Raw genomic sequence first — 18603 nt, forward strand, 5'->3', positions numbered from 1 at the left:
TTTCGTGTTGGCAACGGGTGCGGATTAACGCAGCGGTTTGACCGAGCGACGGACGATCAGCTCGGGCTGTACCGTCATCGATTCCACTTCCAGCTCCTTGTTGCGGATCCGGCTGACCAGATGCTTCACCGCCAGCTGGCCCAGTTCGGCCTTCGGGTGACGGATGGTGGTCAGCGGCGGGCTGGAGAAGCGCGCCATCTCCACATCGTCGTAGCCGATGATGGAGATATCGTCCGGCACCTTGACTCCCGCTTCCCAAGCAGCACAAATCGCGCCGATCGCCATGGGATCGTCGAAGGCAAAGACCGCGGTCGGACGAGGCTGCAGGGCCAGGATGCGCTGCATGGCATCGAAGCCGCTCTGGCTCTCGTAATCCCCTTCAAAGACCTGTTCATCTTTGAGGGTCAGACCTTGTTCGCCCAGCGCATCACGTACCCCGTCCAGTCGCTGCTGGGTGGTCGGCTTGGAGAGCTGGCCAGTGATGCAGACGATGTCGCGGTGCCCCAGCTCCAGCAGATGGCGTACGGCCATGCGGGCGCCGATGCGGGCGTTGTCGTTGATGACGTTGGCGAAATCGCACTCCGTGCCCCAATCCAGTACCACCTGCGGCACGTTCTTGTGGATGCGCAGCATGTCGCGCAACGGGGTGTCGATATCGGTACCCAATACCAGCAGACCATCCACCCGTTTTTCCATCAGCATTCTCAGGTAATGCTGTTGGCGAGGCGGCTGGTTTTCGGTGTTGCAGAGGATCAGGCTGTAGCCCTGTTCGAAGCAGTACGCTTCAACCCCTTGCACCACTTCTGCGAAGAAGGGGTTTACGCTGGTGGTCACCAGCATACCAATGGTCTTGGTCGAATTTATTTTAAGACTGCGCGCTACCGAGTTGGGCGCGTAGTTGAGTTCTGCCACCGCCTCAATCACTTTCTGGGTCGCGTCTTCGCTGACCCGCCGAGTGTGGTTGAGCACATGTGAGACGGTGGAGATGGATACGCCTGCGCGCGAGGCGACATCCTTGATAGTGGCCATCTCTGTCTCCTGACTGTCAAAGGCGGAACATTAGCAGATTTCCCGAATAAAGGCTTGGTTTTAACGAGCTCTGCCACGGAATTGTCAATGCCGGCTAATTTAGGCGCTCATTTCTGTTTGCGCAAATGGATTCTGGTCAAAATGGGAGCGCTGTCAGAGTAAAATATCGCCAGATTAATCCTCTGGCGTTTGTCGGAATCGCCTATCGTTACCAAGATGTTAAGTCAACAAATCAAAATTAAGCTCTGATTAGCCGAAAATAACAGGTCATTTATTTCAAAATACACCCATCCAACCCCCTCTGGTTAGTATCTTTAACAGCTTGTTATTGCCCCGTGAGGAATGATAGAACCATACCTATAGCCGGATGCACGGGATGTAGATCCGGAATGGCACACGGAAATGAAACAATCCACTGATTAAGGGACGAATCAATGCATAAGTTGAGCAAAATCACAGTTGGCGCAGCGGTTTCTTTGGCTCTGTTTGGATCGATCTCCATCGCCCACGCGGCAGACACCATCAAGATCGGTATCGCAGGCCCGGTCACCGGTCCGGTAGCCCAGTACGGGGACATGCAGTTCACTGGCGGCAAGATGGCGGTCGAGCAGATCAACAAGGCTGGCGGCATTAATGGCAAGCAGATCGAAGCGGTCGTCTATGACGATGCCTGCGATCCCAAACAGGCGGTGGCCGTTGCCAACAAGGTGGTGAACGACGGCGTCAAGTTCGTGGTCGGTCACCTCTGCTCCGACAACACCCTGCCCGCCTCCGACATCTATGAAGACGAGGGGATCCTGATGGTCACCCCAGCCTCCACCAACCCCAAGATCACCGAGCGCGGTTACCAGCTGACCCTGCGCACCATCGGCCTGGATAGCGATCAGGGCCCGACTGCCGCCAAGTACATCATCGAGCAGGTCAAACCCCAGCGCGTGGCCGTTATCCACGACAAGAAGCAGTATGGCGAAGGGATCGCTTCCAGCGTCAAAGCGGCGCTCGACAAGGCTGGCGTGAAAGTGGTGGCCTTTGAAGGGATCACCGCCGGTGACAAGGACTTCTCCGCCCTGATCGCCAAGCTGCAGAAAGAGAACGTCGATTTCGTCTACTACGGCGGCTATCACCCTGAGCTGGGCCTGATCCTGCGTCAGGCTGGCGAGAAGGGGCTGAAAGCCAAGTTCATGGGCCCGGAAGGGGTGGGTAACAAGGATATCTCCGCCATCGGTGGCCCGGCTTCTGAAGGCCTGCTGGTGACCCTGCCGAACAAGTATGATCTGGTGCCTGCCAACGCCCCGCTGGTGGCGGCGTTCAAGGCCAAGGGTCAGGACTCCTCCGGCCCGTTCGTCTGGACTACCTATGCCGCGGTGCAAACCCTGGCAGCCGGTATCGCCAAGGCGGGTGAAGATGACCCGGCTGCCGTTGCCGCCGCCATCAAGGCTGCGCCGATCGATACCGTGATGGGCCCCCTGACCTGGGCACCGAACGGTGACCTGAAAGGCTTCGAATTCGGTGTGTTCCAGTGGCACGCTGACGGTACTTCCAGCCAAGTCAAATAATCTGCCGATCGGGGGTGAGTACGCTCACCCCCTCCTCTCTTTGCGGGCAAGTACAGGGAACGCAGTATGTCCGAACACCTCCTTTATCTCGTTCAGCAACTGCTGAACGGATTAACCATAGGCAGCACCTATGCGTTGATCGCCATTGGCTACACCATGGTCTATGGCATCATCGGCATGATCAACTTCGCCCACGGCGAGGTGTACATGATCGGCTCCTATGTCGCTTTTATGGTGATGGCGGGGCTCATGATGATGGGCATCGACAGCACCTTTCTACTGCTGGGGGGCGCCTTCCTGGTCAGTATCATCATCACCGGCACCTATGGCTGGAGCATCGAGCGGGTCGCCTACCGGCCACTGCGCGGTGGCAACCGGCTGATCCCCCTTATCTCCGCCATCGGCATGTCGATCTTCCTGCAGAACATGATGCGGATGGCTCAGGGCTCACGGGATATCGCCATGCCCAGCCTGATCTCCGGTGGCTGGACCCTGGGGGGGGAGGATGGTTTTCAGGCCAGCCTCTCCTATATGCAGCTGATCATTTTCGTGGTGACCTTCATCACCATGCTGGCGCTGACCCAGTTCATCGGCCGCTCCCGCATGGGCCGCGCCTGCCGCGCCTGTTCGGAAGATATCAAGATGGCCAACCTGCTGGGCATCGACACCCACGTGGTCATCTCCATCACCTTCGTACTGGGGGCTGCGCTGGCCGCCGTCGCCGGGGTGCTGCTCGGCATGTATTACGGCGTCATCAACCCCTACCTAGGCTTTATGGCCGGTCTGAAGGCCTTCACTGCCGCAGTGCTGGGCGGTATCGGCAGCATTCCGGGCGCCGTACTGGGCGGCCTGCTGCTCGGCGTGGTTGAAGCGCTCACCGCCGGTTATCTCAGCACCGAGTACAAAGATGTGATGGCGTTTGCCCTGCTCATTTTTGTGCTGCTCTTTATGCCGACCGGCATCCTGGGTCGTCCGGAAGTGGAGAAAGTGTGATGAAACATCAATTTATCCACGCCTGTATCGCCAGCCTGGTGTTGCTGGTGCTCTCCTTCTGGCTGCTCGGCTTCAAACTGGAGACCGATGGCTCCAGCCTGCAGGTAGTGAGCCGCCTCGATGTGTCGCTGGCCTGGCTGCTGGGGGGAGCCACCATTGTTTTCTGGTTCCAGATGCTGCGCGGCCAGATTGCCAAGCTGTTTCAGGCCTCCATCAGCGGCTTCTCGGTCGGCTTCACCAAGCTGGTGCTGCCGAGCCCGGAAGAGGCGCCCAAGCTCTATAACCTCACCGCCGTGCTGGTGCTGCTGTTTGCGGTGAGCTGGCCCTTTATGGCCTCTCGCGGCGCCATCGATCTCGCCACCCTCACCCTGATTTACATCATGCTGGGGCTGGGGCTGAACGTGGTGGTCGGCCTCGCCGGTCTGCTCGATCTCGGCTATGTCGGCTTCTACGCGGTCGGCGCCTACAGCTATGCCCTGCTCAACACCTACTTCGGACTGAGCTTCTGGGAGTGCCTGCCCATCGCCGGGCTGATGGCCGCTACCTTCGGCTTCCTGCTCGGTTTCCCGGTGCTGCGGCTGCGGGGGGACTATCTGGCCATCGTCACTCTGGGTTTTGGCGAGATCATCCGCATCCTGCTCAACAACATGACCACCCTGACCGGCGGCCCGAACGGCATATCCGGCATACCCAAGCCGACGCTGGGGGGTCTGGAGTTCAACCGCACCGTCAAGGATGGGGGCTTTGATACCTTCCACAACTTCTTCGGCATTACCTACAACGCCAACCACAAGGTGATCTTCCTCTACCTGATGGCGCTGGTGCTGGTGGTGGTGACCCTGTTCGTCATCAACCGCCTGCTGCGCATGCCACTGGGCCGCGCCTGGGAAGCGCTGCGGGAGGACGAAATCGCCTGCAAATCGCTGGGGCTCAACCCTACCATCATCAAGCTGACCGCCTTCACCATAGGCGCTACCTTCGCGGGCTTTGCCGGCAGCTTCTTTGCCTCGCGGCAGGGCTTTATCAGCCCGGAATCCTTCGTCTTTATCGAGTCGGCCATAGTGCTGGCGATTGTGGTGCTGGGCGGTATGGGCTCGCAGATCGGGGTGGTGCTGGCTGCCATCGTGATGACGGTGCTGCCGGAGCTGGCCCGCGAATTCAACGAGTACCGCATGCTGATGTTCGGCCTCTTGATGGTGTTCATGATGATCTGGCGGCCACAAGGATTGCTGCCGATGACCCGTCCGCATCTGGAGTTGAAGAAATGAGTACACATCAGAAGTTAATGGAAGTCTCTGATTTGTCGATGCGCTTCGGGGGCCTGCTGGCCGTCAACGGGGTCAAACTGGATATCGACAAGGGCGAGGTGATCTCCATCATCGGCCCCAACGGCGCGGGCAAGACCACCATCTTCAACTGCCTGACCGGCTTCTACTGCCCGAGCGGCGGCACCATCCGCTACAAGGGTGAGGAGATCCAGGGGCTGCCCGGCCACCTCATCGCCCGCAAGGGGATTGTGCGTACCTTCCAGCACGTGCGGCTGTTCAAGGAGATGACAGCGGTGGAGAACCTGCTGGTTGCCCAGCACCAGCACCTCAACACCAGCTTTATCGCCGGTCTGTTCAAGACCCCGGCCTTTCGCCGTGCCGAGCAGGAGGGGCTGGAGCGGGCCGCCTTCTGGCTGGATAAAGTGGGGCTCAAAGATCTCGCCAACCGCGCTGCCGGCAACCTGGCCTACGGTCAGCAGCGCCGGCTCGAGATCGCCCGCTGCATGGCGACCCGTCCCGAGCTGCTGATGCTGGACGAACCGGCCGCCGGCCTCAACCCGAAGGAGACCGACGAGCTGGATGAGCTGATCATGAGCCTGCGGGACGAGTTCGGGGTCTCGGTGCTGCTGATCGAACACGATATGAAGCTGGTGATGGGCATCTCCAACCGCATCTTCGTGGTCAGCCAGGGCACCCCGCTGGCCCACGGCAAGCCGGATGAGATCCGCAACAACCCGGCAGTGATCAAGGCCTATCTGGGCGAGTCGTAAGGACAAAAAGATGTTAGAACTTCGCAACGTATCGACCCACTACGGCAAAATTCAGGCACTGCACGATGTCAGCGTCGAGGTGAAAGAGGGGGAAATCGTCACCCTGATCGGTGCCAACGGCGCAGGCAAGACCACCCTGCTGATGACCCTCTGCGGTGAACCCAAGCCCAGCAGCGGCTCCATCTGGTTTGAGGGGGAACAGATCAGCTCCCTCACCACCGCCCGCATCATGCGCAAGGATATCGCCGTGGTGCCGGAGGGGCGTCGCATCTTCGCCCGCCTGACGGTGGAGGAGAACCTGCTGATGGGCGCCTTCTTCGTCGACAAGGCCGAGCAGCATGGCCTGCTGGATCAGGTGTTTACCCTGTTCCCGCGCCTGCACGAGCGACTGGAACAGCGGGCGGGCACCATGTCCGGCGGCGAGCAGCAGATGCTGGCCATCGGCCGCGCCCTGATGAGCAAACCGCGCCTGCTGCTGCTGGATGAACCCTCACTGGGGCTGGCCCCCATCGTCATCCAGCAGATCTTCGACACCATCGAACAGTTGCGGCAGAAGGGGATGACCATCTTTCTGGTGGAGCAAAACGCCAACCAGGCGCTCAAGCTGGCCGACCGCGGCTATGTGCTGGAGAACGGCCACGTGGTGCTGCAAGACACAGGAGCCGCCCTGCTGGCCAACCCGGCGGTGCGGCAGGCCTATCTGGGCGGTTAACCCACTGACCCGCATGCCATATCCACAAGGGAGCCGCTGGCTCCCTTATCTTTTGTGGGGTTAGTTTGCGCCCAAGCTTGCGGTACACTGGCCCGTAATCAACCTATTCGCAGGACATCCCGATGGACCAGTTTGCCCATATCAATGCCCATGATGCCTACCAGAAACTGAGCTCGGGTGAAGCCCGTCTGGTGGATATTCGCGACCCGCAATCCTTTGAAGCGGCCCACGCGGTCGGCGCCTTCCACCTTACCAACGGCACGCTGGTGCGCTTTATGAATGAAGTGGATTTCGATACCCCGGTCATCGTGATGTGCTATCACGGCAACAGCAGTCAGGGGGCGGCCCAATACCTGCTGCAACAGGGTTATGACGAGGTCTACAGTCTGGATGGCGGCTTCGAGGCGTGGCGCCGGGAGTTTCCCATCGAGGCAGGCGAGGCATGATCCAGCTGCTGGTGCTCGACAACGCCCGCATGGCGCAGGCGCTGGTGGACTATCTGGCGACCCTGGGCATCTCCTGCGAGCTGACCCAGTCCGAGCTGGGGGTCACCATCTGGCTGGCGGACGAGCTACGCCTTGCCCAGGCCCAGCTGGAGGTGAAGCGCTTTCTGGCCGAGCCGGGCCACCCGCGCTACATGGAGGCCTCCTGGCAATCCGGCCGCGCCGATGCCCGCATCGACTACAGCAAGGGGATGACGGATCCCATCACCGACTTCCTCCATCAGGCAGGGCCACTGACGCTGGTGGTCATCATCGCCTGTCTCGCCATCTACGGGATCGAGGCCATCGGCCTGCCCATTTTTGATCAACTGGCATTCCACCCGACGCTGGCCCAGTTCACCGACTGGCAGGCATGGCGCTATTTCACCCCCGCCCTGATCCACTTCTCGGTGCTCCATCTGGTGTTCAACTTGCTGTGGTGGTGGTATCTCGGCGGCCAGATCGAGCAGCGCCTCGGCAGCGGCAAGCTGCTGATCCTGCTGCTGGTAGGCGCCGCCCTGCCCAATATCGCCGAGTTCTTTGCCAGCGGCCCGCTGTTTGGCGGCCTCTCCGGCGTGGTCTATGCCCTGCTCGGCTACTGCTGGCTGCGCAGCAAGCTGCAACCGGCCTGTGGCCTGACTCTGCCACCGGCACTGATGGGCTTTATGCTGTTCTGGATGGTGCTCGGCTTCTTCGACATGCTCGGAACCAGCACCGCCAACATCGCCCACCTGACCGGTCTGCTGGTCGGCCTGCTGCAAGGCTGGCTGGATCGCAACCACCAGCCGACCTGATTTTTCAGCAGTTGCAGAAACGAGAACGCCGCCCCGAAGGGCGGCGTTTTTTTACGCGATGGGCAGTTACTGCTTGATCAGGGTGTCATCGGTTACCTTGACCGCCGCACCGCCACTCATAAAGAAGCTGGCGAACTGGGTCTGGATCTCGGTGGTGACCGCGCCAGCCTGATCGAAGTTCTCGTCAGGAGCCAGCAGCGAGCTATGACCCCCTTTCAGGAAGCGCGCAGCATGGTGACCCGCCGGGAGCACGCCGGAACCCTTCAGCTCTTGCAAACCCAGCACCCGGAACAGCGGTTCGGTGCCACCCAGCGGCGCAGAGGCGATGCTGTTGGGGATCACCTGATCTGGCAAGCTGAGCGCACCATCGCCAACAATTTCGGTGGCGAACAGCGGGAAGCTCTTGGCGATGCCACTGCCCAGATTGATCGGGTCCGCAGAGTCCAGCACTGACTGGGCGGCAAAGGTATAGCTCTGCAAGGTGCTCGCCGCACCCGCCTGCGTGGCGGCATCCAGACTGGGCAGGAACTCGTTGACGAAGCAAGTGGCGGCAGCCGTTTTGCAATTCGGTGCATAGGCGGTAAAGCCCGCTTTCAGCGCCGGACTGCCCGAGGTTAGCACGCTCATCTTGATGGTCGGCCCGAAGCTCGGCGAGTTGAGCAACAACGGCGCGATGCCGCCACCCGGCATCGCCAGACCACCGGTATCGAACTTGAACAGGGCATCAGCCTGAGCACTGCCGGTGGTCTGGTTGGCGACAGCCAGCAGATTGGCCCCGGTAATGGCACCGAGTGAGTGACCGAGGAAGTGAACTTTCAGACCGGCACCACCCAATTGGCCACCCAATCCCTGGGTGTTGGCCAGACCGACAGCCAGTCGCAGCCCCAGCAGATCCGCCACGCTCTGTTTCAGGTTGTCCCGCGCCACCGTCAGATAACCCAAATTCAGATAGGGAGTCGGGTTCTCGGAGGTGGTGACGGTATCCATGCTGCCGCTCAAGGCATAGCCACGCTCACCATGCAGAGGATGATCGATCACTACCACAGCGACGCTCTTGCTGGCTGTGGCACCGGCGCCGATTTGGCCCAGCGCCAGCGCATAGGCGTTCTCCTTGATGGAGGTAACCCCGTGTTGATAGATGATCACATCGGTAATGGTATTAAGCGGTGCGGCGGCAAAGATCCGCAGCGGTACCGATTGTACTTCGGTCAGAGTCGGCAACGGGTTGAAACGACCGATATTGCGCTCGGCATCCAGCGGCTTGCCACCGGAGGTGAGGGTCACCCCGATCAGCTTGCTCGCCTCGGTCAGCAGTTCACTCTGACGGCTCGGGTCGGTGATCAGCTCACCCAGCAATGCTGGGTCCACGCCCGCCCCGACCAGTCCACCGATCACCTCGGTATCACCCGCTTTCAGCGCGTGGGCGATGGCATAGAGGCTGGGAATGGCGCCGTGCCAGGATTGGGTCTTGGCCTTGTCCCAGGAGCCGGCTATCGCTGGAGTAGAGAGGAAGTAAGGGAGTTTGACGGTACCGGTATAAACCTTGGTTAGCTGGGCAACCCCGTTAAGCGGCGTACCAACACCAAAGGCGGCAGTCAGTGCATCTTTCTGATCCTGCGGCAAGAATGGCTCATTCGCCAGCTGGGTCAGAAAATCCACCCCGCCATTAAGACCGCTGATGGTATAGGTTGCCGGCAGGCTGGTGTTGCCCTTGGCATCCTGTTTCCAGACGAACGCAGCATCCAGACCATTTTCGACTACCTTGGCGGCCGCCCCCTTCACCGCCAGCAGCACATCGGCACCAGATTGGGTGGCAAACCAGTCGGAGAAGATCACACGATCGCTGGTGATCCCGGTGGCCGCCTTGAAAAGACCTTCTTGCAGCGAGATCAGGCCATTGATGGTCTGCTCCTGCGTGGTTGCGCCAGCTGTCGATTTGAAGCTGCTGTAATCGCCGCCCGCCTTGAGCGGTGTGCCACGACTGTCCTTGAGGGCATCGGTCGCCACTATCATGTAGTAAGAAGAGGGATTGAGTGGCTTGAGCGGAACCAGATTGAGCTTGCCGTCCCCACCGGTGACCACAAAGTCGGTCCCATAAACCAGTGGCTTGCCGCCCTTGACTCCGTTGGGTTGCAGAGTGACCGGATCCAGCGTGAGCTCGAGCAGGTAGAGGGGCGCAACGGTAGAGGCATACTCGCTGGCCGCCGGTGCCGGCACAGAGACGCCGGTCACGGTCGCCGGTACCAGCTGGACGGGTTGAGTGGTTGACCAGCCATCCAGGGTGGAGAGGGCAGATACCGGGTTCGACAGATCAGCAGTTTCTGTCGAAAACTTCAGGGTACCGTCGCTGGCACGGGGGGCCAGCACGCTCGGGCGCCCCCCGTTGGCGCCACTCAGGACGTAGTCGAGGGAGCTGGTGGTGTCTCCCTTGTTGTCATCTCCACCACATCCGGCCAGCAGGGCGCTGACAACAGCTGCATAAATTAGCTTCTTCTTCATTTTTTATTCTCTTTTTATAAGGTTGTTATCCATCACAAGCCAACGGGGTCATCACGACCTCGACTGCAAAACGTTAACATAAAACCAACACCAAATAAGACTCATGCCGGACAGTTCTGGCTCAGCTTTGTGGTGCATGTCATGGTTTCAGGTTAACAAAGGGGCGCAAGGGTAGCAGTTGTAGCCCCATCACCAGACCCGACCAGCCAGCGGGCACCATCACGACTAAAAAGCCGCCGCGATCTCGGCAAAGTGAGGGAATTGTCGGTAGAATGTCCGCCAACGCTTAAGGAGGACATCATGATCGACCCGAAGAAACTGGAAGAGATCGCCAAGCAGGTGCACAACTCCCTGCCGCCCGGCATTCGCAGCATGGGTGAAGAGGCCGAGAAGAAGATGCGTCAGGTACTGCAAGCCCAGCTGGGCAAGCTGGATCTGGTCAGCCGCGAAGAGTTCGACGTGCAGACCAAGGTGCTGCTGCGTACCCGTGAAAAACTGGCCGCCCTCGAAAGCAAGCTGGCTCAGCTCGAGCAGCAGCTCGGCGCCAAAGGCGAATAACAAAAACCCCAGCTCGGCTGGGGTTTTTGCTTTGTATTGAACCTGTAAAAACCATCACACCTGAAGCAGATACCAGGCCCGCTTGCCGCGTGCCTTGGCCTCATACATGGCACGGTCGGCCACCTCCAATGCCTGTCGGAAGCTCAATGGCTCCTCCCCCCAAAGGGCGATACCGATACTCAGCCCCACCCGTTGCGGGCAACCGGGTTTGGGCACATAGCCGTGCATCCGGCTGATCAGGGCGTCGGCCAGTTGTGCCAGGCCATGGCTCGACACATCCCGATGCAAATGCACCACAAACTCGTCGCCGCCGTAACGGCCACATAGCGCCGAGCCAGGCATAATAAGGCGCAGCCAATCCGCCATCTGCTGCAACACCAGATCGCCGCAGGCGTGGCCCAGCTGGTCGTTGATCCCTTTGAAATCATCCAGATCGATAAAGAGCAGCGCCCCCGCCCCTTGCGGCTGTAGCTGGGCAAACGCCTTGCCAAACCCCTGCCGGTTGAGCAAGCCGGTCAGCGCGTCGCTGTTGGCGCGCTCCGCCAGTCGCTGCTCATAAGCCTTGCGCTGGGTGATATCGATATGGGAGCCCATGATCCGCAGCGGCTTGCCATCGCCATCCCGATCGACGACCCGTCCCCTATCCCACAGCCAGGTAACCTCGCCTTGCGGGTTGATGGTGCGGTATTCGGCTTCATAGAAGGGGGTTTTCCCCTCAAGGTGGGCAAAGTAGCTGCCCATGGCGTGGGCGCGATCGTCGGGATGGAGCTTGGCGCTCCACTGATCGAAATGAGGGGCCATGTCACCGGCCTGAAAGTTCTGCAGATTGAAGACCCGCAGCTCGCCGGTGGGAATGGTGCCCTGCCAGAGACAGATGCCGGTGCCATCGAGGGCGGCATTGAGCTTCTCCTGCAACAGGCCGTTTTCATGCTGCAAAGCGGCGATTTCTGCCTGCAAACGGGCCATTTCACCACCATGAGGGGACGGGATCAGCGTTGCGACCCGCTCGACAGAGCCAGTCTCTCCCCTGTCATCCTCCGCAGATGCCCTGCCCTCTTCACTCAACACTGCGCCTCCTTGTGCTTGCTCTATGGATGCTCTTGTCAATCCCCCACAAAGATGCCATCAGCTACGTTCGATTAGTAGCCATTCATAGCCAAAATATTGAAAAATAATGGGATAACTCCGCGATAATCCAACCATTCGGTACGATCAGGTACTGCGGGAGCCCTAAAAACAAAAGCCCCCGGCAAAACCGGGGGCTGCGTCATCCAGACGGGGATCCCGTCAGATAAATTCGTAGGCGTCACCAAAGATGCGCTCCGGCTCGGCGCCAAGGATCTTGAACTCCTCCCGCGCGGCACCCGCCATCTCGAAACGGCCGGCGACATAGATGTCGTAGTCGTGGAGACTGACGAAATCATCCATGATCGCCTTGTGCACCAGCCCGCTCTTGCCAGTCCAGTCAGCCTCCGGCTCCTGCACCACCGGGATAAAGGTGAGCGGCGCATAGTCACGCTCCCACTGCTGCATCTGCTCCAGCTCATAGAGCCAGTGAGCCTGACGCACACCCCAGTAGAAGAACACCGGACGCTTGCTGCCCGTGTCGATCAGGTACTCCAGAATGGAGCGGGCGTAAGAGAAGCCGGTGCCGCCCGCCATCAGGATCAGCGGACGGGGAGATTCATCGCGCAGGAACGCCTTGCCAGCCGGCAATTCGACCTCGATCTCCCCCTGCTCGCGCATGCGGGCCAGCACCTGACCGGCGTAGGCGTTCTCGGGAGTGGCGCCGATCTGCAGCTCCAGCACGCCCGGGCGGGTCGGCGAGTTGGCGATGGAGAAGGGGCGCTTGTCCGAATCGCTCATCACCACCAGCAGATACTGGCCCGGCTTGAAGCTAATCGCTTGCTGCGGCGTCAGGGCCACATGCCAGATGGTGTCGACATATTCGCGCAGTTCCTCTACGCGGCATTTGATACGTTGCATTCTTGTCCTTGTGGCGGGCTCGCTCGGCCCGCTTCGCTCATTGTTTCACTATGGAGTGACGACCAGCAGCCCTGGCCCCGTCAGTCGAGAATACTCAAATCAGTGCGGATCGCATCACTTTTTGCAGCAAAGCTGTCATGTTTACCTCATCCGAGGATATTGAGCTCATCCCAGATGGCATCGACCTTCTGCTTCACCGCCTCATCCTGAACTATGGGCTGACCCCACTCCCGATTGGTCTCGCCCGGCCACTTGTTGGTGGCATCCAGCCCCATCTTGGAGCCGAGGCCGGAGACCGGCGAGGCGAAGTCCAGATAGTCGATCGGGGTGTGCTCGATCAAGGTGGTGTCCCGTGCCGGGTCCATCCGGGTGGTGATGGCCCAGATCACATCCTTCCAGTCGCGGGCGTTGACGTCATCGTCACACACCACCACGAACTTGGTGTACATAAACTGGCGCAGGAAGGACCAGACCCCCAGCATCACCCGCTTGGCGTGGCCCGGGTAGCGTTTCTTGATGGTCACCACAGCCATCCGGTAGGAGCACCCCTCCGGCGGCAGATAGAAGTCCACAATCTCGGGGAACTGCTTCTGCAGCAGTGGCACAAACACCTCGTTCAGCGCCAGACCCAGCACCGCCGGTTCATCGGGCGGACGGCCGGTGTAGGTACTGTGATAGATGGCATCGCGCCGCTTGGTGATGTGGGTGATGGTAAAGACCGGGAACTCGTCCACCTCGTTGTAGTAACCGGTGTGGTCGCCATAAGGCCCTTCCGGCGCCATCTCACCCGGCTCAAGATAGCCTTCCAGCACAATCTCGGCGCTGGCGGGCACCTCCAGATCGCAGCTGATGGCCTTGATCACCTCGGTACGGCTGCCGCGCAGCAGACCAGCAAAGGCATATTCGGAGAGAGTATCCGGCACCGGCGTCACCGCGCCGAGAATGGTCGCCGGATCGGCACCGAGTGCCACCACCACCGGGAATCGCTCGCCCGGGTGGGCCTCCTGCCACTCGCGAAAATCGATGGCTCCGCCGCGATGATCCAGCCAGCGCATGATCAGCTTGTTTTTGGCGATCTTCTGCTGGCGATAGATGCCGAGGTTCTGGCGTTTCTTGTAGGGGCCACGGGTGATGGTGAGGCCCCAAGTGACCAGCGGCGCCACATCGCCGGGCCAGCAGTGCTGGATCGGGATCTGGTCGAGATCGACCGCATCCCCCTCCTGCACCACCTGCTGGCAGGGGGCGGAAGAGAGGCGCTTGGTCGGCATGTTGAGCACCTGCTTGAAGATCGGCAGCTTCTCCATCAGCTCCTTGAATCCCTTGGGCGGCTCGGGCTCCTTGAGATAGGAGAGCCAGACCCCGACCTGACGCAGGGCTCCCACATCGGGCTGCCCCATGCCCATGGCAACCCGATCAGGTGTACCGAACAGGTTGGTCAGCACCGGCATGGTGTAGCCTTTGGGATTTTCGAACAGCAGAGCCGGGCCACCCGCACGCAGGGTGCGATCGCTGATCTCGGTCATCTCCAGATAGGGATCTATCTCGCGGGTGATGCGCTTGAGTTGTCCGTTTTGTTCCAGCTGCGCGATGAAATCACGCAAATCCTTGTATTTCATGCAAGTTCCCAACCGGGTTCAGGAGGTCACGCATTATAACCCTGGCTGCCCATCGGGTGTACCCGAATCGGGCAGCAGACTCGGTGCAATGGGTGGCATGTCACGCTGGCCAAGGCGTCTGGCCAGCGCAGAGAGCACCTGGGGCTCGTCCACCTCCATCAACAGACCGGCCACCAGCGCCCCGTATTGACGGTTGGAGAGTTCCGCCAGCAGGTATTTCTGGGCTTGCGGCGGCAAGGGCGAGAGCGCGCTCAGCTGGCGCAGGGCGGCCCCCTTCAACCCCTCGTTGCCACTGGCGGCAATCAGCAGATCGCTGGCAGCACTGCCGTGATGGAAGCGGTTGATGGTAGAGAGTGCACGCAGCGCATCCTGATCTGCCGGCCGCCGCCACAGCATGCTATAGAGCGCCGGTTCCCCGGTGCGCTGCAACAGATGGAACAACAGATGATTGTCGGGCAGATAGATATTCTGGCTGGCCAGCACTTGCGCCTCCCGCATCCAGATCGGTTGCGGCAAGGTGTCGAGGGCCAGCAACAGGGCTTGCTGCTGCGTGGCGAGATCGGGGTTACTGCTGTAGTAGATGGACTTTAGCTGGAAGCTGCCCTGGGCAAGCTGCTGCCGATAGCGCTGCATCAGTGATTGCAGCTGCCACTCCCCCAGCAGCTGACGGGCCTGCGCGGCAAAATCATAGACAGGTTGCTGCACCAGAAAACCGTCGACCTGCTGCTCCATGAGCCACTCGGGTGCCTTGTCGGCCTGAGCCTCGACCCACTGTTGCAACGCAGGGGATGCAGGAGTGGTAGCGGGAATATCCCGCAGCAGCTGCAACAGCAGAAACTCCCGCCGCTCGCGACTCAGGGTCGCCAGCAGGGAGTCGATGGCTGCGAATTGCCCCTCGTTCAGACGGCCCGCCAGATAGCGCTGGTGAGTCTGCAACGTCTCGGCTGTCACCGCGATCGGAGCACTCTGCGCGCAGGCTGGCATTGCACTCAGCAACCCCAGCAATAACCAGAAAACAGGCTTCATGACGTCTCCATCCATGTGACATCGGGATCTCATACTACTAGGGCGACCGGAAAACAGATAAACAAAAACCGCGACCTTGGCCGCGGTTTTGTCATTTTCTGACCGGACTTACTTCTGCTGGCGCCGCATGGCGTCGAAGAACTCATCGTTGGTCTTGGTCATCGCCAGCTTGTCGATGAGGAACTCGATACCGTCGATCTCGCCCATCGGGTGGACAATCTTGCGCAGGATCCACATCTTCTGCAGCTCGTCACCTGAGGTGAGCAGCTCTTCTTTACGAGTACCTGAGCGGGTGATGTCAATGGCCGGATAGACACGTTTCTCGGCAATCTTGCGCGAGAGGTGCAGTTCCATGTTGCCGGTACCCTTGAACTCTTCGTAGATAACCTCGTCCATCTTGGAGCCGGTATCGATCAGCGCGGTGGCGATGATGGTCAGGCTGCCGCCCTCTTCAACATTACGCGCGGCGCCAAAGAAGCGCTTGGGACGGTGCAGGGCGTTGGCATCCACACCACCGGTCAGTACCTTGCCGGATGACGGGATAACGGTGTTGTAGGCACGGGCCAGACGGGTGATGGAGTCCAGCAGGATCACCACATCTTTCTTATGCTCGACCAGACGCTTGGCCTTCTCGATCACCATTTCGGCAACCTGAACGTGACGGGAAGCAGGTTCGTCAAAGGTGGAAGCGATCACTTCACCTTTTACCATGCGCTGCATCTCGGTCACTTCTTCCGGACGCTCGTCGATCAGCAGAACGATCAGTTCACAGTCCGGGTGGTTGTAGGCGATGCTCTGGGCGATGTTCTGCAGCAGCATGGTCTTACCGGCCTTGGGCGGCGCCACGATCAGGCCACGCTGGCCTTTACCGATGGGGGAAGCCAGATCCAGTACACGGGCGGTGATATCTTCAGTAGAGCCATTACCCCGTTCCATACGCAGACGTTCGTTGGCATGCAGGGGGGTAAGGTTTTCAAACAGGATCTTGTTGCGGGAGTTTTCCGGACGGTCGTAGTTGACCTCATTGACCTTGAGCAGTGCGAAGTAGCGTTCGCCCTCTTTCGGTGGCCGGATCTTGCCGGAGATGGTATCGCCGGTACGCAGGTTGAAGCGGCGGATCTGGCTCGGGGAGACGTAGATATCGTCAGGGCCTGCCAGATAGGAGCCGTCTGCACTGCGCAGGAAGCCGAAACCATCGGTCAGGATTTCCAGCACACCGTCGCCAAAGATATCTTCACCACCCTTGGCGTGCGCCTTGAGGATTGCAAAAATAATATCTTTCTTGTGCGCCCGAGCCAGATTTTCCAACCCCATGGATTCGCCAAGCTTGACCAGCTCGGACACAGGAGTGTTCTTTAATTCAGTCAGATTCATAGTGGTGAAAGTCTGTAAGCAAGGATTGAAATGAGGAGACAGTCTGCTGGATTGATGCTGATCGGATTTGATTGCCAGGCTGTGGTTAGCAAAGAGTCAGGCAAAAAGGTTAGCAAACGAGCGATAAACTAGCACCAATCGGGATGAGCGTCTAGGTGATAAAACAGAAGGAGCGCATTATTGCAATGCGCTCCTCTTTAATTATTACAGGTTGCCGTCCAGGAACTCTTTCAGCTGAGTCTTGGACAGTGCACCGACCTTGGTCGCTGCCACTTCGCCATTCTTGAACAGCAAGAGGGTCGGGATACCACGAATGCCGTACTTGGGCGGAGTATCAGAGTTATGGTCGATGTTCAGTTTGGCTACGGTCACGCGACCTTCGTACTCTTGGGCAACTTCTTCCAGGATCGGGGCAATCATCTTGCACGGACCACACCACTCGGCCCAGAAGTCGACCAGAACGGCGCCATCGGCTTTGATTACATCTGCCTCGAAGCTGGCATCGCTCAGCTGAACAATCTTGTCACTCATCTCCAACTCCAGTCAGTAATTAAGGCTTTATTGACATATCAACAAAGGCAATAGTTGCCCTATTTGAAATGATCCTGTTTATTATTGCAAGCCTAACCTGATAACCTACCGCCATGAGCAAAACACACTTAACGACCGACAAATTCGCCCAAATGGGCCTCGAACCCGAAGTTCTGGCTGGTCTGGAATCAAAGGGATTTCACTATTGCACGCCCATCCAGGCACTGTCTCTGCCACTGCTGGTAGAAGGTCATGACCTCGCCGGTCAGGCCCAGACAGGAACCGGCAAGACCATTGCCTTCCTGGCTGCGACATTCAACTATTTGCTGACTCACCCGCTGACCAAGCCCCGTCTGGTTAATCAACCCAGAGCCATCATCATGGCACCCACCCGGGAACTGGCAGTACAGATCTATAACGATGCCGACAGCATCGCCGCCTCTACCGGCCTGAAACTCGGCCTCGCCTACGGTGGCGAAGGTTACGATAAGCAGCTGGCCGTGCTGGAGCAAGGTGTCGACATCCTGATCGGCACCACCGGCCGCATCATCGACTACTTCAAGTCCAAGGTGATCGATCTGAGCAACATTCAGGTCGTGGTTCTGGACGAAGCGGATCGCATGTTCGATCTGGGCTTCATCAAGGACATCCGCTTCCTGTTCCGCCGCATGCCGCCCGCGACCGAGCGTCTGAGCATGCTGTTCTCAGCCACCCTCTCCCTGCGCGTGCAAGAGCTGGCCTACGAACACATGAACCATCCGGAACATGTGCAGGTAGAGCCTGAGCAGATGACCGGCGTGCGGATCAAGGAAGAGCTGTTCTACCCCTCCAACGAAGACAAGATGTTGCTGCTGCTCTCCCTGATGGAAGAGGAGTGGCCGGAAAAAGCGATCGTCTTCGCCAACACCAAGCATGTCTGTGAAGACGTCCATGCCTGGCTGGAAAACGACGGCCACCGCGTCGGTCTGCTGACCGGTGACGTGCCGCAGAAAAAGCGGATGAAGATCCTCGAGGATTTCACCAAGGGTGCGCTCGATATTCTGGTCGCCACCGACGTGGCCGCCCGTGGTCTGCACATCCCTGACGTGACCCACGTCTTCAACTATGACCTGCCCGACGACGCCGAAGACTATGTACACCGTATCGGTCGTACCGGTCGTGCCGGCAAGAGCGGTCACTCCATCAGCCTGGCCTGTGAAGACTATGCCTTCAACCTGCCGGCCATCGAGGAGTACATCCACCACGCCATTCCGGTCAGCAAGTACGACCGTGAAGCGCTGCTGGATGACGTGACCCCGCCGAAACGGGTGTTCCGCAACCGTCAGCCGGTGAACCGCAACATGCGGGATCGTCAGGGCGGTGGCAACAGCAACAACCGTCGTCGTCCGCCGCGCAAGAGCTAAGGACAG

General features: G+C 59.5%; 17 protein-coding genes. 9 read left to right on the plus strand and 8 right to left on the minus strand.

Annotated features, from left to right (window positions below; genetic code table 11):
• Positions 1 to 24: 24 nt before the first annotated feature.
• The gene (locus tag I6L49_RS15415; RefSeq protein WP_005357328.1) at positions 25 to 1029 is read right to left on the minus strand and encodes a substrate-binding domain-containing protein; all 1005 of its coding nucleotides are present in this window, start codon (positions 1027 to 1029) and stop codon (positions 25 to 27) included.
• A 434-nt stretch (positions 1030 to 1463) separates the two neighbouring features.
• Here I6L49_RS15415 and I6L49_RS15420 point away from each other — a divergent pair, with 434 nt between their 5' ends.
• From I6L49_RS15420 to glpG, 7 genes are all read left to right on the plus strand, one after another.
• Positions 1464 to 2585 carry a branched-chain amino acid ABC transporter substrate-binding protein gene (locus I6L49_RS15420; protein ID WP_005339442.1) on the plus strand — a complete coding sequence of 374 codons (1122 nt, stop codon included), beginning with the start codon at positions 1464 to 1466 and terminating at the stop codon, positions 2583 to 2585.
• Between the two features lie 66 nt (positions 2586 to 2651).
• Positions 2652 to 3578 carry a high-affinity branched-chain amino acid ABC transporter permease LivH gene (gene livH, locus I6L49_RS15425; RefSeq protein ID WP_005339439.1) on the plus strand — a complete coding sequence of 309 codons (927 nt, stop codon included), beginning with the start codon at positions 2652 to 2654 and terminating at the stop codon, positions 3576 to 3578.
• On the plus strand, positions 3578 to 4846 hold the full coding sequence (locus I6L49_RS15430; protein WP_043825923.1) for a high-affinity branched-chain amino acid ABC transporter permease LivM: 1269 nt from the start codon (positions 3578 to 3580) through the stop codon (positions 4844 to 4846). The genes livH and I6L49_RS15430 overlap by 1 nt, the downstream gene beginning before the upstream one ends.
• The gene (livG, locus tag I6L49_RS15435; protein WP_005339435.1) at positions 4843 to 5616 is read left to right on the plus strand and encodes a high-affinity branched-chain amino acid ABC transporter ATP-binding protein LivG; all 774 of its coding nucleotides are present in this window, start codon (positions 4843 to 4845) and stop codon (positions 5614 to 5616) included. The genes I6L49_RS15430 and livG overlap by 4 nt, the downstream gene beginning before the upstream one ends.
• A 10-nt stretch (positions 5617 to 5626) precedes the next feature.
• Positions 5627 to 6328 carry an ABC transporter ATP-binding protein gene (locus I6L49_RS15440; protein WP_005339433.1) on the plus strand — a complete coding sequence of 234 codons (702 nt, stop codon included), beginning with the start codon at positions 5627 to 5629 and terminating at the stop codon, positions 6326 to 6328.
• 122 nt (positions 6329 to 6450) lie between these two features.
• The gene (gene glpE, locus I6L49_RS15445; protein WP_201948262.1) at positions 6451 to 6774 is read left to right on the plus strand and encodes a thiosulfate sulfurtransferase GlpE; all 324 of its coding nucleotides are present in this window, start codon (positions 6451 to 6453) and stop codon (positions 6772 to 6774) included.
• On the plus strand, positions 6771 to 7604 hold the full coding sequence (glpG, locus tag I6L49_RS15450; protein ID WP_021229252.1) for a rhomboid family intramembrane serine protease GlpG: 834 nt from the start codon (positions 6771 to 6773) through the stop codon (positions 7602 to 7604). The genes glpE and glpG overlap by 4 nt, the downstream gene beginning before the upstream one ends.
• A 66-nt stretch (positions 7605 to 7670) precedes the next feature.
• On the opposite strand, the gene I6L49_RS15455 is transcribed toward glpG, so the two are convergent.
• Entirely contained in the window at positions 7671 to 10103 is a 2433-nt protein-coding gene (locus tag I6L49_RS15455) for a VolA/Pla-1 family phospholipase (protein ID WP_216949868.1), read from the minus strand.
• Positions 10104 to 10403: 300 nt separating this feature from the next.
• On the opposite strand from I6L49_RS15455, the gene I6L49_RS15460 reads away from it, so the two are divergent.
• Positions 10404 to 10661, plus strand: a complete 258-nt coding sequence (locus I6L49_RS15460) for an accessory factor UbiK family protein (protein WP_005339429.1) — start codon at positions 10404 to 10406, stop codon at positions 10659 to 10661.
• 54 nt (positions 10662 to 10715) lie between these two features.
• Here I6L49_RS15460 and I6L49_RS15465 read toward each other — a convergent pair whose 3' ends face one another.
• The 6 genes from I6L49_RS15465 to trxA form a co-directional block, all read right to left on the minus strand.
• Complete coding sequence (locus tag I6L49_RS15465; protein ID WP_083243836.1) at positions 10716 to 11729, minus strand: sensor domain-containing diguanylate cyclase; 1014 nt, start codon at positions 11727 to 11729, stop codon at positions 10716 to 10718.
• A gap of 219 nt (positions 11730 to 11948) precedes the next feature.
• Positions 11949 to 12647, minus strand: a complete 699-nt coding sequence (fre, locus tag I6L49_RS15470) for an NAD(P)H-flavin reductase (protein ID WP_005339423.1) — start codon at positions 12645 to 12647, stop codon at positions 11949 to 11951.
• A 146-nt stretch (positions 12648 to 12793) separates the two neighbouring features.
• Complete coding sequence (ubiD, locus tag I6L49_RS15475) at positions 12794 to 14263, minus strand: 4-hydroxy-3-polyprenylbenzoate decarboxylase (protein WP_005339421.1); 1470 nt, start codon at positions 14261 to 14263, stop codon at positions 12794 to 12796.
• A gap of 33 nt (positions 14264 to 14296) precedes the next feature.
• Entirely contained in the window at positions 14297 to 15289 is a 993-nt protein-coding gene (locus I6L49_RS15480; protein WP_216949869.1) for a hypothetical protein, read from the minus strand.
• A 108-nt stretch (positions 15290 to 15397) separates the two neighbouring features.
• On the minus strand, positions 15398 to 16663 hold the full coding sequence (gene rho / locus I6L49_RS15485) for a transcription termination factor Rho (protein ID WP_005339417.1): 1266 nt from the start codon (positions 16661 to 16663) through the stop codon (positions 15398 to 15400).
• Between the two features lie 204 nt (positions 16664 to 16867).
• The gene (trxA, locus tag I6L49_RS15490) at positions 16868 to 17194 is read right to left on the minus strand and encodes a thioredoxin TrxA (RefSeq protein ID WP_005339416.1); all 327 of its coding nucleotides are present in this window, start codon (positions 17192 to 17194) and stop codon (positions 16868 to 16870) included.
• A gap of 113 nt (positions 17195 to 17307) precedes the next feature.
• On the opposite strand from trxA, the gene rhlB reads away from it, so the two are divergent.
• On the plus strand, positions 17308 to 18597 hold the full coding sequence (rhlB, locus tag I6L49_RS15495; RefSeq protein WP_005339414.1) for an ATP-dependent RNA helicase RhlB: 1290 nt from the start codon (positions 17308 to 17310) through the stop codon (positions 18595 to 18597).
• Positions 18598 to 18603 lie beyond the last annotated feature (6 nt).

The organism is Aeromonas sp. FDAARGOS 1419 (assembly GCF_019047045.1).
Classification (GTDB): Bacteria; Pseudomonadota; Gammaproteobacteria; order Enterobacterales; family Aeromonadaceae; genus Aeromonas; species Aeromonas veronii.

What these genes read in the sequence shown, in the direction of transcription:
- rho (WP_005339417.1), bottom strand. Translation starts at nt 16,663, where the DNA reads ATGAATCTGACTGAATTAAAGAACACTCCTGTGTCCGAGCTGGTCAAG.
- rhlB (WP_005339414.1), top strand. Translation starts at nt 17,308, where the DNA reads ATGAGCAAAACACACTTAACGACCGACAAATTCGCCCAAATGGGCCTC.
- I6L49_RS15430 (WP_043825923.1), top strand. Translation starts at nt 3,578, where the DNA reads ATGAAACATCAATTTATCCACGCCTGTATCGCCAGCCTGGTGTTGCTG.
- I6L49_RS15460 (WP_005339429.1), top strand. Translation starts at nt 10,404, where the DNA reads ATGATCGACCCGAAGAAACTGGAAGAGATCGCCAAGCAGGTGCACAAC.
- livG (WP_005339435.1), top strand. Translation starts at nt 4,843, where the DNA reads ATGAGTACACATCAGAAGTTAATGGAAGTCTCTGATTTGTCGATGCGC.
- fre (WP_005339423.1), bottom strand. Translation starts at nt 12,647, where the DNA reads ATGCAACGTATCAAATGCCGCGTAGAGGAACTGCGCGAATATGTCGAC.
- I6L49_RS15455 (WP_216949868.1), bottom strand. Translation starts at nt 10,103, where the DNA reads ATGAAGAAGAAGCTAATTTATGCAGCTGTTGTCAGCGCCCTGCTGGCC.
- glpE (WP_201948262.1), top strand. Translation starts at nt 6,451, where the DNA reads ATGGACCAGTTTGCCCATATCAATGCCCATGATGCCTACCAGAAACTG.
- trxA (WP_005339416.1), bottom strand. Translation starts at nt 17,194, where the DNA reads ATGAGTGACAAGATTGTTCAGCTGAGCGATGCCAGCTTCGAGGCAGAT.
- I6L49_RS15440 (WP_005339433.1), top strand. Translation starts at nt 5,627, where the DNA reads ATGTTAGAACTTCGCAACGTATCGACCCACTACGGCAAAATTCAGGCA.
- I6L49_RS15480 (WP_216949869.1), bottom strand. Translation starts at nt 15,289, where the DNA reads ATGAAGCCTGTTTTCTGGTTATTGCTGGGGTTGCTGAGTGCAATGCCA.
- I6L49_RS15420 (WP_005339442.1), top strand. Translation starts at nt 1,464, where the DNA reads ATGCATAAGTTGAGCAAAATCACAGTTGGCGCAGCGGTTTCTTTGGCT.
- glpG (WP_021229252.1), top strand. Translation starts at nt 6,771, where the DNA reads ATGATCCAGCTGCTGGTGCTCGACAACGCCCGCATGGCGCAGGCGCTG.
- ubiD (WP_005339421.1), bottom strand. Translation starts at nt 14,263, where the DNA reads ATGAAATACAAGGATTTGCGTGATTTCATCGCGCAGCTGGAACAAAAC.
- I6L49_RS15415 (WP_005357328.1), bottom strand. Translation starts at nt 1,029, where the DNA reads ATGGCCACTATCAAGGATGTCGCCTCGCGCGCAGGCGTATCCATCTCC.
- livH (WP_005339439.1), top strand. Translation starts at nt 2,652, where the DNA reads ATGTCCGAACACCTCCTTTATCTCGTTCAGCAACTGCTGAACGGATTA.